The sequence below is a fragment of the Rhizobium sp. NFR03 genome, assembly GCF_900111275.1.
Taxonomy (GTDB): Bacteria; Pseudomonadota; Alphaproteobacteria; order Rhizobiales; family Rhizobiaceae; genus Ferranicluibacter.
The window spans coordinates 147181-164506 of record NZ_FOGR01000001.1 but is presented as its reverse complement, the minus strand read 5'-3'; the positions used below and the strand labels follow the sequence as shown (position 1 = coordinate 164506).

The 17326-nt window shown below is 64.0% G+C and carries 9 protein-coding genes; 5 read left to right on the top strand and 4 right to left on the bottom strand.

Annotated elements, in window-relative coordinates; genetic code table 11:
• Window positions 1–113 precede the first annotated feature (113 nt).
• Window positions 114–1982, top strand: a complete 1869-nt coding sequence (locus tag BSG19_RS00725) for an ABC transporter ATP-binding protein (protein WP_092983943.1) — start codon at window positions 114–116, stop codon at window positions 1980–1982.
• A gap of 27 nt (window positions 1983–2009) precedes the next feature.
• Here BSG19_RS00725 and BSG19_RS00720 read toward each other — a convergent pair whose 3' ends face one another.
• Window positions 2010–2957 (bottom strand): endonuclease/exonuclease/phosphatase family protein, encoded by a 948-nt coding sequence (locus tag BSG19_RS00720; protein ID WP_092983941.1) that lies wholly within the window; start codon window positions 2955–2957, stop codon window positions 2010–2012.
• Window positions 2958–3414: 457 nt separating this feature from the next.
• Between BSG19_RS00720 and petA the strand changes: the two genes are divergently transcribed.
• The 3 genes from petA to BSG19_RS00705 are packed head-to-tail and all read left to right on the top strand — an operon-like array spanning window position 3415 to window position 6202.
• The gene (gene petA, locus BSG19_RS00715) at window positions 3415–3993 is read left to right on the top strand and encodes a ubiquinol-cytochrome c reductase iron-sulfur subunit (RefSeq protein WP_092983939.1); all 579 of its coding nucleotides are present in this window, start codon (window positions 3415–3417) and stop codon (window positions 3991–3993) included.
• A 14-nt stretch (window positions 3994–4007) separates the two neighbouring features.
• On the top strand, window positions 4008–5279 hold the full coding sequence (locus tag BSG19_RS00710; protein ID WP_092983937.1) for a cytochrome b: 1272 nt from the start codon (window positions 4008–4010) through the stop codon (window positions 5277–5279).
• A gap of 32 nt (window positions 5280–5311) precedes the next feature.
• The gene (locus BSG19_RS00705) at window positions 5312–6202 is read left to right on the top strand and encodes a cytochrome c1 (protein WP_092985437.1); all 891 of its coding nucleotides are present in this window, start codon (window positions 5312–5314) and stop codon (window positions 6200–6202) included.
• Window positions 6203–6413: 211 nt separating this feature from the next.
• Here the strand turns inward: BSG19_RS00705 and BSG19_RS00700 are convergent, their stop codons facing one another.
• The 3 genes from BSG19_RS00700 to BSG19_RS00690 form a co-directional block, all read right to left on the bottom strand.
• Window positions 6414–6650, bottom strand: a complete 237-nt coding sequence (locus tag BSG19_RS00700; protein WP_092983935.1) for a hypothetical protein — start codon at window positions 6648–6650, stop codon at window positions 6414–6416.
• Window positions 6651–6705: 55 nt separating this feature from the next.
• Window positions 6706–6993 carry a hypothetical protein gene (locus BSG19_RS00695; RefSeq protein WP_092985435.1) on the bottom strand — a complete coding sequence of 96 codons (288 nt, stop codon included), beginning with the start codon at window positions 6991–6993 and terminating at the stop codon, window positions 6706–6708.
• 427 nt (window positions 6994–7420) lie between these two features.
• The gene (locus BSG19_RS00690; protein ID WP_092983933.1) at window positions 7421–16300 is read right to left on the bottom strand and encodes an apolipoprotein A-IV repeat region-like domain-containing protein; all 8880 of its coding nucleotides are present in this window, start codon (window positions 16298–16300) and stop codon (window positions 7421–7423) included.
• Between the two features lie 593 nt (window positions 16301–16893).
• On the opposite strand from BSG19_RS00690, the gene BSG19_RS00685 reads away from it, so the two are divergent.
• Window positions 16894–17262: an Hpt domain-containing protein gene (locus BSG19_RS00685; RefSeq protein WP_092983931.1), complete on the top strand. Its 369-nt coding sequence runs from the start codon at window positions 16894–16896 to the stop codon at window positions 17260–17262.
• Window positions 17263–17326: the final 64 nt, after the last annotated feature.

Genomic DNA, 17326 nt, shown 5'->3' with positions numbered 1-17326 from the left:
TGGCGGTGTTGTGGTCGCTTCGCCTCATCCCGATCCGATCATGAACGGAATTTAACGCGCCCAAGCAGCCCACGCGCATTGTCGTGTCAAGCTTGGCGCGTATATTCCAGCCCATGTTCCTGCGCCCCGTCTTCCGCTTCTTCGAAACCTGGATCCAGCCTTTTGCCCACCGGGAGGCCTTGCAGCCGCCACGGGGGCTTTTGGGGTTTATCTGGTTCTACATCGCCCAAGCCAAGGCGCCGTTCATTGCCATGCTGGTGCTCGGCGGCGTGAGTGCGGCCATCGAGGCGGCGCTGTTCTGGTTCGTCGGGCGGCTCGTGGATATTCTGGCGACCGTCGATCGCGCTGCCGGATGGGAGGGTTTGCTGGTAACGCATGGGCGGGAGCTGGTGGGCATGCTGCTCCTGATCGGCATCGTCAGGTTCATCGTGACGCTGGTGATGGCGCTGGTCGATCAGCAGATCATTACGCCCGGCTTCTACAATCTGGTGCGCTGGCAGTCCTACCTCCATGTCGCGCGGCAGTCGGTGTCTTTTTTCCAGAACGATTTTTCCGGGCGCATCGTCACCAAGGTCTGGTCGGGTGGCCAAGCGGCGGGTGACGTCGTGACATCGCTGATGGAGAGCGTCTGGTTCGTCGGCATCTATTCGGTCTCGACGCTGGTGCTGGTGGGACAGCTGGACCTGACGATGGCGGCGGTGGTTCTCGTCTGGCTGGTTATTTTCGCGGCCCTTGCACGGTATTTCGTGCCGCGTATCCGGGCGCATTCCAAGGAGACGGCGGAAGCATCTTCGATGCTTTCGGGACGCATGGTCGATGCATACTCAAACATCCAGACGCTGAAGCTCTTCGGTCGCGACGAGGAAAACGACCGCTACATGCGCGAAGGCTTCGATACGTTTCAGGCGACGACGCTGCGTTTTACACGTTTCATCACCGGTGTCCGCGCCTCGATGGCGCTTCTCTCCGGCATCATGATCGTGACGATGGCGGCGCTCAGCGTACACCTGTGGCTGGCGGGGGCCATCAGCTCCGGCGCCGTTGCCTTCACGCTGGCGCTGGTTCTGCGGCTCAACTTCCTGCTTTCGCGCATGATGGTGCAGTTCAACGGCATCATGCGCAACATCGGCACCATCCAGAACGCGGCGGACATGATCGCGCAGCCGATCGACCTCGTCGACAGGCCGCAAGCGCCCGATCTCGTGGTACGGCAGCCGGGTATCGAATTCGAAGCCATCCGCTTTCACTACGGGCGCGAAAAGGGCGTCATCGACAATCTCTCGCTGACCATCCGGCCGGGTGAAAAAGTGGGCATCGTCGGGCGCTCTGGTGCGGGGAAATCGACGCTCGTCAATCTGCTGCTACGCTTCTACGACCTTGAGGGCGGGCGCATCACCATTGACGGTCAGGATATCGCCAGCGTTCGGCAAGAGTCGCTGCGAGCGCAGATCGGCATGGTCAGTCAGGATACCTCGCTGCTGCACCGCTCCATCCGCGACAACATCCTCTTCGGCCGGCCGGATGCCGACGACCACGCCTTGCGGCTTGCCGCCGAGCGGGCTGAGGCACTGGCCTTCATCGAACGGCTGGAAGACCAGCGCGGACGCACCGGCTTCGATGCGCATGTGGGTGAACGCGGCATCAAGCTTTCGGGTGGCCAGCGTCAGCGCATCGCCATCGCCCGTGTGATGCTGAAGGACGCACCGATCCTCGTTCTGGACGAGGCGACATCGGCGCTCGATTCGGAGGTCGAGGCCGCTATTCAGGACAATCTGGACGAACTGATGAAGGGCAAGACCGTGCTGGCCATCGCCCACCGTCTCTCGACCATCGCGGCGCTCGACCGGCTGATTGTCATGGATGCCGGCGCGATCGTGCAGGATGGGACGCATGCGCAGCTGCTCGCGGAGAAGGGGCTTTACGCCGAACTCTGGTCGCGCCAGTCCGGCGGATTTCTTGCCCGGGATGAAGCCGCGCAGTGACGGTCCCACGTCCCGGATCGCCGGCGATCAAGGCTTGCGGAAGGCGAAGTCGGCGATGAGGCCGTAGTGGTTCGAGCCGTAGTCCCGATCCAGTCGTTTCACCGAAAGAGGAACCAGCGGCGGTCGGCTGTAGATGTGATCGATTGCGACACCGAGGCCGGTTTCCACGAGTTGCACGGGCCAGGTCGCCGGCTCGCGCGGCACGGTGCGCAGGTGCAGAAGACGCAGCATCCTCTGCATGTCCGGCGCGATGGTGCCTGAGTTGAAGTCTCCCGAAAGCACCAGCGGTTCGGTCGTGTTGCGCATGAAGGCGGCAAGACGGTCCAGCTCCTTCATGTGGTAGTTGTCGAAGAAGGGCTTCGACAGGTGCGCTGCCACCATGCGGAACGCGCCGGCAGGCGCCGCGATGCGCGCCGAGATCACCCGGTCCTTGCGCAGGTCGCTGAGGTCCCCGATCGAGACATCGGTGACCGGATGTTTCGAGAACATCAGAAGATCGCAGGTTGGCGTCCGTTCGCCACAGCCAAGCCGATAGGGGTAGGCGGCTTCGATCCGCTTCAACTGCATGAACATCGGTGCGCCTTCGAGAATGACGGCGACATCCGCGTTGGACGCCAGCAGCATATCGGCGACATCGGTTGCGCCCTCGAGATTCTCCGACAGCATGTTGAACGAGATGATTCTGAGGCTTGGCCCCGCGGCAATGTCCGCATCTGTCGCTTCGATGGCGAACTCCCGCTTCATCAACACCGAATGGCCTGCAAGGGCCAGGGACGCGACGAGAAAGACGGCGCTCGTGCGGCTGCGGGTTATGACGAACGACGCGAGCATGGCAATCGCGATGGCCATCGCGGCGTGCGTCTGCATGCTGTTGAGCAGCAGCAGCGGCCAGACTGTGCCAATGTAACGGAGAGCGCAGAGGCCGAGGCCGAGAGCGGCAAGCGTATTCAGAATGATGGCAAGGGTCTTGCGCATGCAGGGCTCTCTCTGCCGGTCCGGAGCATGGGCGGTACCATGAAGAGGCAGATGCTGCAATGCAGCATTAGAGGTGCGGCATGTTGGCCTCATGAGCGATCTCTGCCCGGTTCAGACCAGATTTCGGCCCATCCGCCGTTGCTAGTATCGTATCCTCGCGGTGTCCGCGACAAAGCGTCACAGTCTGTCGTGCGCAAGGCTGCCCTGCGGCATTTGCAAGGCTGGACATGCCCGTTTATCAAGCATAGAACCCGGAATGGCTCGGGAATCCGGAGCGGCTTTGCGCTGCCCGCGAACCGGGCGGGAGGCCGCGGGGGATGCGGGATAAAATTGCGGCGAGCCGGTCTCGCCTTATTGATTTGGCGCCGTTCTTTCGCTCAAGTGCGTGGGGACAGAACCGGCGTCGGGGACGCGTGGGCGGCTTTCGCAGCTGCCGGGTTGAGAGGATGATGAGGCCGTGAGCGAACACCAGACAACAAGCGATACACCGAGCGAGCCGACGCGCCGCGACTTCCTGTATCTGGCAACCGGTATGGCCGGCGCCGTGGGCGTTGCGGCGGTTGCTTGGCCGTTCATCGACCAGATGCGGCCGGATGCCTCCACGCTCGCGCTCGCCTCCATCGAGGTCGACGTGTCAAGCCTGCAGCCGGGCATGTCGCTGACGGCGAAATGGCGTGGCAAGCCGATCTTCATCCGCAACCGGACGGAGAAGGAAGTGGAAGAGGCGAAGGCCGTCCAGCTTGCCGACCTGAAGGACCCGGTGGCCCGCAACGCCAACATCGCGGCCGACGCGCAGGCGACCGATCTCGATCGTTCGGCCGGCGAGGGCAAGGAGAACTGGATCGTGATGATCGGCTCCTGCACCCATCTCGGCTGTGTCCCGCTTGGCCAGGCCGGTGATTTCGGCGGATGGTTCTGTCCCTGCCATGGCTCGCATTACGATACGGCGGGCCGCATTCGAAAGGGTCCGGCGCCGATGAACCTCGCCGTGCCCAACTTTGCGTTCACGTCCGATACAGTCATCAAGATCGGTTGAGGGGGATTGCCGATATGAGTGGGGAACATTCAACCTATACGCCGACGACGGGACTGGAAAAGTGGGTGGATTCGCGGCTGCCGCTGCCGCGACTGGTCCATGACAGCTTCGTCTCCTATCCGGTTCCGCGCAACCTGAACTATGCCTACACCTTCGGCGCCATGCTGTCGGTGATGCTGATCATCCAGATGGTCACCGGCATCGTGCTGGCCATGCATTATGCCGCCGAAACGACCGTTGCGTTCAACTCGGTCGAGAAGATCATGCGCGACGTCAATCACGGCTGGCTGCTGCGCTACATGCACGCCAACGGTGCCTCGTTCTTCTTCATCGCCGTCTACCTGCACATCGGACGCGGGCTCTATTACGGGTCCTACAAGGCACCCCGCGAAATCCTCTGGATCCTCGGCGTGGTCATCTATCTCCTGATGATGGCGACGGGCTTCATGGGCTACGTGCTGCCCTGGGGGCAGATGTCCTTCTGGGGCGCGACCGTCATCACCGGGTTCTTCTCCGCCTTCCCGCTCGTGGGCGAATGGATCCAGCAGTTCCTGCTTGGCGGCTTCGCCGTGGACCAGCCGACACTCAACCGCTTCTACTCGCTGCACTACCTGCTGCCCTTCATGATCGCCGGCGTCGTCGTTCTGCACATCTGGGCGCTGCACGTGACCGGCCAGACGAACCCGACCGGCATCGAGGTGAAGACCAAGACCGATACCGTCGCGTTCACCCCTTATGCGACGCTGAAGGATGCGCTTGGCGTTTCCATCTTCCTCATCGTCTACGCCTGGTTCGTCTTCTACATGCCGAACTTCCTCGGCCACCCAGACAACTACATCCCGGCAAATGCGCTGAAGACGCCCGCCCATATCGTGCCCGAATGGTACTACCTGCCATTCTACGCGATGCTGCGCGCCATCACCTTCAATGTCGGCCCGATCGACTCCAAGCTCGGCGGCGTCCTCGTGATGTTCGGGGCGATCATCGTCCTGTTCTTCCTGCCCTGGCTCGACACCTCGAAGGTCCGCTCGGCGGTCTATCGTCCCTGGTACAAGCTGTTCTTCTGGATCTTCGTCGTCAACGCGATCCTTCTCGGCTGGCTCGGCTCGCGCCCGGCGGAAGGCGCCTATGTGGTGATGTCGCAGATCGGCACGCTCTACTACTTCGGCTTCTTCCTCGTGATCATGCCGCTTCTCGGACTGGTCGAGACGCCGCGCCGCATTCCGAATTCCATCACCGAAGCGGTGCTGGAACAGAAGGCCCGCAAGACCCCGGTGGCGGCGTGATGCCGAGAGAAGAGACCAAGGACTCCAACACGATGAAAAAGCTGATCACCGGCCTCTTCCTTGCGACCTTCACGCTTTCCGGCCTCGTGGCCGGGACGGCGCTGGCGCAGGAAAACGCACCGCATGAAGGCACGACGGCAACGGAAGAGCATGGCGGGGGAACACCGCACTTTCCGATCAAGAAGCCGCACGAGGAAGAATGGTCGTTCGCCGGCCCGTTCGGCCACTACGACAAGGGACAGCTTCAGCGCGGCCTCAAGGTCTACACGGAAGTCTGTTCCGCCTGTCATTCGATGAACCTGGTCGCCTTCCGGATGCTGGAAGAGCTCGGTTACTCGGAGGGGCAGGTCAAGACCTTTGCCGCGAACTACGAAGTGCAGGACGGCCCGAATGCCGAGGGCGAGATGTTCACCCGCAAGGCACTGCCATCAGACCATTTCGTGTCGCCATTCCCCAATGCCGAAGCTGCCGCTGCTGCCAATAACGGTGCGGCACCGCCGGACTTTTCGCTGATCGCAAAGGCGCGCGGCATCGAGCGTGGCTTCCCGACCTTTATCTTCGATATGTTCACGCAGTATCAGGAGGGTGGTCCCGACTATATTCATGCGCTGCTGAACGGCTATGAGGAACCGCCTGCCGGCGTGGAGATCGCGCAGGGCACGCATTACAACCCCTACTTCGCCAATGCTGCCGCGCTCGCCATGGCCAAGCCGCTGACCGAAGGTCAGGTGACCTATGACGATGGCTCGCCTCAGACGGTGGAGCAATACTCCCGCGACGTTTCCGCCTTCCTGATGTGGGCAGCCGAGCCGCATCTGGAGGAACGCAAGCGGACCGGCTTCATGGTGCTGATCTTCCTGCTGATCTTCACGGGCTTGATCTATCTGACGAAAAAGTCTGTCTACGCCAGCAAAGAGCACTAAGCTCGCTCGATCATCCGATAGACAACCGGGATCCCGCATTTTGCGGGATCTTTTTTTTGAGAAACACTGGTAAGGTCCGAGCGGGAAATGGCTTCGCTTTCTTCGGCACCGACATCGCATAACCGGACACCTGCCGGCCTCCTCCTACGCTGAACACCGGCAGTCTGAAGCTCGAACCGCCGGGGTCGTAGGTGGGATGGGTACGGTAGGCTTACGACCAGAAGCGGCGGAAAGCCGGGACGTGGTCCGCTTCCGCTTTGCGGTAACCGACACCGTGGCCGATGAGGAAGCCCGCGAGCCCGACAAGGCCGAGAAGAAGCATCGTGGAGGACGGGTGCTCGGTTGCCGTCTGGCGGACGGCAGCTGCTTCCGACTTGACGACATTCAAGGCTTTGGTTGCAGTTGCTTCATGCTCGCGATGGCCTTCGGGCAGGTCGAGATTGGTCATGTTCGTTTCCTTTGCTGTTCTGGATTTTGCGACGTCCGGTCCGGTTCTGTCGCTGCTAGCGTATCGTGTCGATGTCCAGCTCCGTCTGCCGGCGAGCGATCAGCTCCAGGGATCGGTCGGGCGCGATCCGGTAAACCTCTTCCCAGCCATCGCCGCGCGGGTCCCTGAAGCGGTGATTGAATGTGCTGCCGATGGGAGATTTCGTCAGCTTTGTGCGGGGCTGGCCGCCATAGATGATGCTGCCGGGGATTGGCTCCACCGATCCCGCAGATGTTCCGGCTGAGGTGCATGCCGTAAGGCCGAGCAAAGCGGCGGAAACAACAGCCGTGGCCAATGTCTTCATGAAGGTTACCTCGTCAATGTTCAGGCACAGAAGGCCTGTCATCAAACGAGCTTACGGCTGGTATCGTTCCATGTGGCGCGCGTGATGCTCCCTCAACAGGTTTCCGCGCACGGCGCTTGAGCATTCGGCTTTTGCGCATTGTAGACGCCGCAGCGATTCTTCTGTTTCGGGAGATCGTACGATCCCGTCGCCGTGCGAGGCCGGGAGGATGGAAACTTCTCAAGATGCGCTGGACAGTCGCGCCATGCAGAGGACGGCAGGATAGAACGAGGCCGACGCCTGCCCTTCGCTTGCCTTCCGGAACGTCGAAACCCGCCGCACATGTTCATGTGTAGCGGGTTTTGACGGGCGTCATGGCAGGCCCTGTGAGCGGGTTCATACGCATCTCGTTCCCCCGAAAACGCCAAGCGTCTTCGGGAGATTTGTTTCAGCTGAAGCGGCCGGCCGCATGGGCGAGCATGGTGTAGACCTTGCCGGTGTCCGACGTCAGATATGTCTGCGTGATCACACGATCGCGGTCGTTTCTCGCGACATCCGCCAGAAGTTTTTCAAAATCAGCGATGTAGCGATCGACAGCCGTGCGGAATTCCGCCTCGCGGTCGTATTTCCGCTGGATCTCATCGAATGTCTGCTGACCCTTCAGCGTGTAGAGGCGGCGCGTGAACACGTCGCGCTCTCCGCGCTGATAACGGCGCCAGAGATCGACCGAGGCGTCGTGATCGATCGCCCGGGCGATATCGACCGAGAGCGAATTCAGCGATTCCATGACATGCCGCGGATTGCGGCTGTCCGTGCTCCGCTGGGGCTGTGCTACCGGGGCAGGTGCCGTAGCCTCCGGCCGCAGGCGGGCGGGAGCGATCTGCTGCGGCTCTTCCTCGCGGGAGGCACCGCGCAGGAGATCGCGCATCCAGCCGGAACCGCCTTCGCGCATGTCATCCCCAGTAGCAGAAGCCGGGCGAAGCGGCGAGCGATCGACAATGCCGACGCTACCGCGTAGCGGCGTCTCCGCGGGCGCTGCCGGCCTCTGCTGGGCGACAGGCTGCTGCACCGGTTGCGCGGCACCTTCCGGCTGAGGGCGTACGGCTTCCCGTGCGGGAGCCTGTGTTTGCTGGGGTGGCATCGGCTGCGCCGGCTGCGGACGTGCTGCCTGGAATGGAGCCGACTGGACTGGCGCAGGTTGGACTGGCACAGGCTGAACTGGCTCAGGCCGGACTGTAGCAGCCTGAACCGGTGCGGGTTGCGTTGTTGTCTCCTGAGGGGCCCGTGCCGGTACCGGCTGAGCTGCTGCCTGCGCCGGAGCCGACGAAACCGGTGCCGGATGGCGTTGCGGCCGTGCCTGTGCCTCGGTCGCTGCAACCGCTCGGGCAGGTGCCGCTTCCGCCGTGCGGGCGCCCAGAAGTGTCGTTGGAGCCGACGGATAGGCCGGGTACTGATTGTCGGCCGGAGCCGCCGCGACGGGAGCATATGCCGGCTGGGCGGGGGCATATGCCGGCTGGGCGGGGGCAGGCTGGGCAGCTTGCGTCGCCATGCGGCCACGATGTGGTGTCGGCTCGCCGATTTCGAGCTGGCTGGAGGAGCGGCCGACGATGTCGGACAGCTCCTGCAGCGCCTTGATCTGCTCGGACACGGCGCGACGCATGACCGCGGCATTTTCCTTGGCTTCTTCCGGCAGGTCGAAGGCACCACGTTTCAGTTCGGCGCGGGTCATGTCGAGTTCGCGGCGGATCTCCTCGCCGGAGCGGCGAATCTCGTCGGTTGCGCCGGCAAAGCGTGCAATTGCCTCATCGACGGACTGACGGATCTGTTCGCGCATCTTTTCGGATACCGCGTCCGAACGCTTGCCTGTCTCATCGAGCAGGCCATCGATCTCGGAGAGCGAAGCGCCGACACTGCTGCGCAGGCGGGCGGCGATTTCACCCGTACGGTCTTCCGCGCGGGCGAAGGAGCGATCCACAGAGGCACCGGCAGCGTCGGTTGCCGCAGCAATGGCGTCGCGCATGGCCTCACCGGCGGTGCGGGTGCGCATTTCCGCGTCTGTCAGCGTGCGCTCGACATCGGAGGCGGCGCGCTGGACACCCTCCCGCAGGGTGCCTGCGACCTGGCTAGAGCGCTCTTCCGTGCGGGCCAGAAGTTCATCGACGGACTGTCCGGCTTCCTGACTTGCCTGGGCCAGCGCATCGCGCATTGCGGTCGCCGCCGTCTGCGCGCGGCCTTCCGCGTCGTTGAGGATACGGCCGACATCGCTGAAGGACGCCTGAATACCGCTGCGCAGATTGCCGGCGATCTGGTTCGAGCGATCCTCGGCGCGCTGGAAGGAACCTTCTACGAAGCCTTCAAGGGCACGCATCGTCCGCTCGATATCTTCAGAGCGGCTGACAAGTCCGAGGGAGAGCGTGCGAAGCGCTTCCTGCCGTTCTTCGAGCGTGCCTGCCAGGTTCGACTGGGCGGCCGCAAGAAGATCCGACGCCTGGCCGAGCATGCGGGAGTGATCCTCGAAGCGGCCGACAAGGCTGCCGACCTGCGAGAGGGTGTTCGACGAGATCGCGACCAGCCGGTCGGCCTTGCCTTCGAGAAGACGGCTGGAGGCCGACAGCATGTCGGATGTCCGCTCCGCCGTTTCCGAGAACCGCTCCCCGGTGGCATTCAGGCGTTCGTCCATGGCGCCGAAGGTGTTGGTGGCGTCCTCGACCACGCCGGCGATGGCGGCGTTGCTCGTGGAGAGGCGCTCGATCAGGGCTTCCGCCGTCGACTGGAGGCGGCTTTCGACCATGTGGATCGCCCGGGCGGTTTCCTCGGCACGCTGCGAGATGGCACCGAGCTGTTCGCCGGTACGGGCAGACAGAGCGGAGACGAGAGCGTCGTTCTCGGCGCGCAGACGCTCGGCACCGTCGCGGGCAGCGGCGGTCAGCCGGTCTGCCGCATCGCGGCCGGCGGCAACATAGGTTTCCACGACAGGACGAGCCTGCTCGTCGATGAGGCGCGACAGTTCGCTGGTCCGGCCTGACAACATGGAGTTGAGATCACGCGTGCGCTCGTCCAGCGTCGTCCGGATTGCTTCGCCGCGTGCTTCGAGAGCCTTTTCAACGTCGGAGAGGTTCCGTTGCAGCGCGTTACCCTGTTCGGCGATGCGATTCTGGGTTTCCGACGCGCGGATGAGGGTCGCATCGGCGGCCTCGCCGACGCTGCGGGCGAGCTCCGCGCTGCGCATGGCGGCTGTGGCCGCAGTGCGCTCGATGGCGTTCTGGAAGTCGGCCTGGCGCGCGGCCATGGCCTCCGCAAAATCGCCGCCGACCTTGGCCAGCGTGTCCGACGACCGAACGGCCTCGGCGTCGATGTCCTGCGTCGTATCGGATACGGCGCTGCGCAAGCTTCCGACGAGATGGGCAGCCTTGCCTTCGATGGTACGGCTGACATTGTCGAGACCGACGGTCAGGGCGCGATCCATGGTGCCCAGCCGTTCCTCGATGCGACCTGTACCGCGCTCGATGGTGGATTCGATCCGCGTTGCGGCTTCGCTGCTGATCCGGTCCAGCTCGCCGGTCCGCGACGCCAGCGTTTCGGCGATACGTTCGGCCGCTTCGCTGCTGATGCGGGCGATTTCCTCCGTGCGGCCCGCAAGGCTACCGGAAATGCGCTCAGCAGCAGTGCGGCTGGCATGGTCGAGTTCCGAGACGCGTTCGGACAGCGTGCCCGCGATGCGGTTGCCGGCGTCATTCACCAGCGTGTCGACACTGCCGACACTGTCGCGGATGCGTGTTTCGAGCTGGCCGAGGCTTGTCTCGATACGGGCGCCGGTTTCGTCGAAGCGGGTGTTGATGCCGGTGATGGAGGTGTCCATGCGCTCGGTCAGGCTATCGGCGGCGCGCGTCAGTTCGGCCGTGGTGTCGCCGAGGCGCACGGCGACGCGCGCTGTGCTGTCGCGCAGCCGGTTGTCGAGGGCTTCCGCACTCTGGTCGATCGTCCGGGCAAGCGCCTCCTGGCGTTCCTCGAGCGTCATTTCCAGCATTCCGGCGCTGGCCGCGATCGTGGTGGCGATGGTGGCCGCCTGATCGTTGAGCATATCGGAGAGCTGTGCGGATCCTGCGGTGACCGCCGTGTTCAGGGCGTCGATGCGCGTGTCGAGCGTGACGCGCAGACGGTCTTCCGTCGTGGACATCGTCTGGTCGAGGCTGGCGGCGCGAGCCGACAGGGTCTGCTCGATTGCGCCTGCCCGGGTATCGATAGCAGCGGCGAGTTCGGCCGCGTGGGCGGAAAGGGCACCGGCGATCTCGCCGCTTGCGCCTGTCATCGTGCCGGCGATGGCGTTGACGCGGCCGGTCATGTCTTCGGCGATTCCAGCCGTGCGGGCCGTCAGGTTGCGGTCGATTTCGCCGATGCGGTCGGTCATCGTCTCGGCGATCGCCGTTGCGCGGAAGGAGAGCTGGTCGGCGATATCCTCGACGCGGGTTGCCAGCGTATCGCCCATTTCAGACGCCCGGCCGACGAGGATGCGCGAAAGGTCTTCGGTGCGTTCGGCAAGCCGGTTGTCGAGAGATGCCGTCTGGCCGGTGAGCGTTTCGTCGAGTGCGCGAGCGTGATCGTCGATCATGCTGCCAAGGCGCATGGTTGTGCCGTCGAGTGCGCGCTCGATGCGGTCCGTGGCGCTCGAGAGCGAGCCGGAAAGGACGGCTGCGCGCTGCTCGATGGACCCGGTCGCGTCGTTCAGCATGTCGCTGAGGCTGGAGGCACTGGTGGCAAGCACGAAATCAAGCCGCTCGGTGGTCCCCTCCATGGCGTTTTCGATCGCCGTGGTGGAGCCGGTGAGGACATCGGAAAGTGCCGATGTGCGGGTTGCGAGCATCTCGTCGATATTGCCAGCCGTACCCGAAATTGTCTTGTCGAGATGACGCGTCGCTTCCGAAAGGGTGCTCTTTATGTTCGAGGCACCGCGGACGAGGACCGCGTTGATGTCGTCGGCATTGCCTTCGACGGCGCTTTCGATGGCAGAGGTGGTGGCCGCGAGTTCGCGGGCGCGTGCGGCCAGGACGGCATCGATGCGCTCTGCGGAGCCGGCGAGCGTGCCGTCCAGCAGGGTCGTTGCGCCGGACAGCGCGGCCGACAGGCCCGACGTGCCGCGGGCCAGCAGCGTGTCGATCTGTTCCGCGGTGCTTTCGATCACGCCTTCGATGCCGGCCGTGGACGATGCAAGAACGCCAGAGAGGGACATCGTCCGCTCCGACAGGACCTCGTCGAGCGCCCGGGTCGAGCCGGAAAGGGTGGTGTCGAGCGTCCGCGCCGCCTGGTCGAGCGTCTGAGAGAGCGTGGAGGTGCGGCTTGCGATGACCTGGTCGATCTGGTCCACGGTGCCTTCGATCGCGCTTTCGATGCCGGCGGTCGAGGAAGCGAGCACGCCCGAGAGCGTCATGGTGCGCTCGGTCATGATGTCGTCGATGCGCTCGGCCGTGCCCGAGAACGTGCCGTCGAGTGCGCGGGTCGCGTCCGACAGGGCGCCCGTGAGGTTGGTCGTGCCGCGTGAGAGAACACGGTCGATCTGCTCGGCCGTACCTTCGACGGCGCTTTCGATGCCGGCGGTGGAGGAGGCGAGCACGCCCGAAAGAGACATGGTGCGCTCTGCCATGATGTCTTCGATACGCTCGGCTGTGCCGTCGAAGGTCCGATCGAGCGTCTGGGTTGCCGTGGCGAGCTTGCTTGCGAGAGTGTCCGTGTTCGAGGAGAGAACCCGGTCGATCTGTTCGGCCGCACCTTCGACGGCGCTTTCGATACCAGCGGTCGAGGAAGCGAGGACGCCGGAGAGCGTCATGGTGCGCTCGGTGAGGATCTCATCGATACGCTCGGCGGTGCCCGAGAAGGTGTTGTCCAGCGTGCGCGTCGCATCCGACAGGGCGCCGGTGAGGTTGGTGGTGCCACGTGTGAGGACGAGGTCGATTTGTTCGGCGGTGCCTTCGACCGCACTTTCGATGCCGGCGGTGGAGGAGGCGAGGACGCCGGAGAGCGTCATTGTGCGCTCGGTGAGGATCTCATCGATACGCTCGGCGGTGCCCGAGAAGGTGTTGTCCAGCGTGCGCGTCGCATCCGACAGGGCGCCGGTGAGGTTGGTGGTGCCGCGTGTGAGGACGAGGTCGATCTGTTCGGCGGTGCCTTCGATGGCGCTTTCGATGCCGGCAGTCGAGGAGGCGAGGACGCCGGAGAGCGTCATGGTGCGCTCTGTCATGATCGCGTCGATACGCTCGGCCTTGCCTGCGAACGTGTTGTCGAGGTTGCGGGTGGCGTCGGTCAGGGTGTTGCCGAGAGCGCTCGTTCCGCGCGACAAAATCTGGTCGAGCTGCTCGCTCGTGCCCTCGATGGCCGCCGTGGAGCCCGCAAGAACGCCGGCAAGGCGCGTCGTGCGCTCTGCCATCACTTCGTCGATCCGTTCCGCCGTGCCGGCAAAGGTGCGGTCGATGATGCGCGTTGCGCCCGACAGCGTGTCCGACAGGGTCGACGTGCCACGGGAGAGGAGCGTGTCGATCTGCTCCGTCGTGCCTTCAAAAAGGCTTTCCATGCCGGCTGTGGTGCCCGCAAGGACGCCGGAAAGTTCGAGCGTGCGCTCGTTCAGCATGGTGTCGATCTGTTCGGCTGTCCCTTCGAGTGCGGCCGTGGAACTTGCGAGCACGCCGGAGAGCGTCATGGTGCGTTCGCTGATCATATCGTCGATGCGCTCGACCGTGCCGGTGAAGGCACCTTCGATGGTTCCCACAGCCGTCGACAGACTGGCGTTCAGCGCGCCGGCGCGTTCGCTCATCAGGGTTTCGATGCGCGTAGTATTGCCGGACAGCGTTTCCGTGATCGTCGCGGCGCGGGCTGCCATGATCGCGTCGATCCGCTCGGCATTGCCTTCCAGCGTGCCATCAAGCGCTTCGGTGCCGGCGGCCAGCATGACGGAGAGTTCAAGCGTGCGGTCCGAAAGCGTTTCATCGAGACGCTGGTGGCTTGTGGCGATGGTGCTCGCGAGGTCGTCGGCGCGTGCGGCGAAAGACCCTTCGATACGATCCTGTGCGGCGTCGAGACCCTGGAGCAGGCCGCGGGCACGGCTGTCCAGCGTCTCCTGAAGCCGCTGCTCGGCATTGCCGATGGCCGCGGCCACATCGTCGCTACGGGTCGCGAAAGCCTGCTCGATATTTCCGCGAGACGTTTCGAGAGCGCCGAGAAGACGTTCGCTGCGGGTGTCAAAGGCGTCCGACAGGCGCCGCTCGGTCGTTTCCAGAGCGGATGTCACGACGCCGGTGCGCTCGGTGAGGAGGGCGCCGATGCGGGTCTCGGAAGCGCCGAGCCCTTCCATGAGCGCGCCGGTGCGGGCATCCAGCGTCTCGGCGAGACGAGCCTGGGTGGTGCCGAGTGTGGCTTCGATGCTGTCGGCGCGTTCGGCGAAATCGGACTCGATGCGGTCCTGCGCGGCGGTAAGGGCGCTCATGAGCGAGCCGGAGCGGGCAGCCAGAACGGTGTCGATCCGCTCGTGAGCCTGACCGATCACACTGTCCATTTCACCGGCGCGCGCGGAGATGCTCTCCTCGATCATGGCCTGTGAGGCGCCAAGCGTCGTGGCGATGGAAAGCGACTGATCGGTGATGGCCGAGTGGAATTTCTCCAGACCGTCGTCGAGCAGACGGCCCAGCGTGTCGGAACCGCCGGCCACGGACTGGTCGATGCGCGAAAGGCTGTCGGCCATCTTGGCGTCCAGCAGGCCCGCGCGCCGGTCGAAGGCGGTGGCGAACTCGTGGAAGCGGCTGTCGAAGGTGGTGGCCAGCTGACCGACCGTGCCCTGCAGCTTCTCCTCGAAGAAGCCGGAGCGCAGGTCGAGATCCATGATGGCGTCGTCTGCCGCGGTCTTCAGGTTCTGGCGGAAGCTGGCGCCCTTTTCGTCGAGCGCGCCGTTCAGCGTGTTGAGAATGTCGTCGAGGCCGCCGGTGATAGCCTGCTGACCGATGACGAGGCTTTCGTTCAGGTCGCGCGTGCGGGCGATCAGCGTCTCGTTCAGCTGACGGGCGCGCTCGTTCAAGGCAGCGTTCAGCTTCTCGGTGTTGCTGTCGAGTGTTGAGGCGCGCGTCTCGAACTGACCGAGAAGCTGCTGTCCACGCTTGATGAGCGTGTGGTTCAGGGCCTCCAGTCGCGTGTCGAACTCGCTGGTGATGTCGGCGCCGGCCGTGGTGAGGCCGCTGACGAGCGCATCGGTGCGGGTGCTGAGGAGCGTGCTGATCGACTGCGATGCGGCCTGCGACTTCTCCATCAGCGCCGCAGCGCGGGTCTCGATCAGCGAGGCCGCTGCTTCACCCGAGGTCGCAAGGCGCGTCTGCAGGTCTTCGCTGGCATTCGTCAGGTCGTCGCGCAGCTGGGCATGGACGCCGGTAATGGAAGAGCGGATGCGTTCTGCATGGCCGACGATCGCTTCGCGCTCGAGGCCGAGTTCCTGGACGAGCGTGCGGACCCGCAATTCGTTGTCGCTGTAGCTGCGCTCGAGCGCGTTGACTTCCGAATGAACGAGCGTTTCCAGCTCGGTCGCGCGGGCGATGGTCCGCTCGATGCCTTCGTTCATGGCGGAAACTTCGCGGCGGACGGCCTGACCGACCGTCATGATGCGGTCGGACGCGGTGGTTTCCGGCTCCGCGAGACGGAGCGCGACCTCCGTCATTGAGCGGGCGGCGTTCCGCATCTCCTGTGCGCGCGACATCATGACGCCGAAAGCGAAGAAGAGCATGACGGGCAGGAGGATGAAAATGGCGGAAACGATGGCGCCCGGCAGGGCGGCAAGGGCCGCCAGAGAACGGATCTGCCAGATTTCAGGTCCGTAGAGCAGGTTGGCGATGCCAAGGCCGCCGAGGATCCAGACGAGCGACAAAACGACAGCGCCGCGCATGGCGGCGCGACCGGAGCGGTTTTCAAGCGAGCGCAGCATGGCCGGCGCGGTGCGACGGCTGTCGTCATTGGCAGGTGCGAAGATCGGCGATTTCGCGCCCGGCGCAGCGGGAACCGGTTCCGGCGCAAGGCTGCGCGGCGGCGCGAGCGGGTCATCGACAGGCTGAGCGGCGCGAGGCTGGGCCTGAGCCTGCCGGGGAGCGGCCGGCTGGGCAGGCTTTGCACTTCCTGTCGTGCGCGATGGGGAAGGGGCCTGCGCGGCGGTTGCCCCGGTCTGGGCCTTCGGTGCAGGGCGGCCTGCTTCCGGCGGCGTCTCGTTGAGAGCGGACTTCAGTTCGTCGAAATCGATCCTCAAAGCGTCTTCGAGCGCTTGGAAGGCCTTGTCGTCGATCGACTCATTGCTCTTGTTCGTCGCCATGCAGATACGCCTCGTTACCGAACTTTCCGTCTCGACATCGCGCAGCTCTCATGGCTGCCGACAATGCCGGATCGGGGGTGAGGACAGTTCCTGCGCATTGGATGCACGCAATACAATGACCGCACCAATTTCATACCGCGACCGGTGATGCTTCTCCCATGGTCGCACAGCCATGGAAAGAGGCTCCCGGAGGGATGCCGGACCCTTTTGGGAAACCGGTATCCTGTAACGTATCGTAGTGACACATCCGGGGTAGTCTTACAATTAACGCCCCCGGGCATTCGTTAAAATCCTAACAAGTTCTTAACGGAAATCGGGCCCGATACGGCGTGAAGGCCCTGCAATGCCGGATGTTTTCGTTCGTTAACCATACTTGAGAAAAGGCGCCCTGATTGCGCCCGTTTTTCATCTGATAGCAGGCCGGCTGCTGTGAAATCCACAGGAGACGGCGGTGCAGCGACCGGCCGGGCACATAGGGGCTTCAGCCTTCCGATGACCCGCTCGTTTTCGCCGCGTCCGTCACCCGGATTCCGAGCCTGCGGGATGTTCCGCAACGAGCCGGCAGCGTTGGAAAACAGAACAAGGAAACGTGCATGGCCGCCCTCAATATCGCCTTCGACAGTCCCGAAACCGCATTCGGCCATCGTCATTCCCGCGGACGCCCTATCGACCTCGTTCACCTCGCCAACCAGACGATGGGCGACAAGGCGCTGGAACTGGAAGTTCTCCAGATCTTTGCGCGTCAGTCGCGCCAGATCGTCAAGGAGCTGCTGGTGGAAGACGCACTGGTTCGCAAGGCCGCTGCGCATCGGCTGAAGGGTGCGGCTCTGGCCGTCGGTGCTTTCACGGTCGCGCATGTCGCAGCGTCCGTCGAGGAACGACCGGAGGATTCCGAAACGCTCGCCTCGCTCTCGTCCGCCGTCCTCGATACGGAAATTTTCATTCTCAAGCTCTGCCGGTGACGGCCTGACGCGTATGGTTACGGCTGTCGGTGAAGGGAAAGCAGGCAAATCGACCTGCTTTCTT

Coding starts and splice junctions, on each gene's coding strand:
- BSG19_RS00705 (WP_092985437.1), top strand. CDS start 5,312: ATGAAAAAGCTGATCACCGGCCTCTTCCTTGCGACCTTCACGCTTTCC.
- BSG19_RS00695 (WP_092985435.1), bottom strand. CDS start 6,993: ATGAAGACATTGGCCACGGCTGTTGTTTCCGCCGCTTTGCTCGGCCTT.
- BSG19_RS00690 (WP_092983933.1), bottom strand. CDS start 16,300: ATGGCGACGAACAAGAGCAATGAGTCGATCGACGACAAGGCCTTCCAA.
- BSG19_RS00710 (WP_092983937.1), top strand. CDS start 4,008: ATGAGTGGGGAACATTCAACCTATACGCCGACGACGGGACTGGAAAAG.
- BSG19_RS00725 (WP_092983943.1), top strand. CDS start 114: ATGTTCCTGCGCCCCGTCTTCCGCTTCTTCGAAACCTGGATCCAGCCT.
- BSG19_RS00700 (WP_092983935.1), bottom strand. CDS start 6,650: ATGACCAATCTCGACCTGCCCGAAGGCCATCGCGAGCATGAAGCAACT.
- BSG19_RS00720 (WP_092983941.1), bottom strand. CDS start 2,957: ATGCGCAAGACCCTTGCCATCATTCTGAATACGCTTGCCGCTCTCGGC.
- BSG19_RS00685 (WP_092983931.1), top strand. CDS start 16,894: ATGGCCGCCCTCAATATCGCCTTCGACAGTCCCGAAACCGCATTCGGC.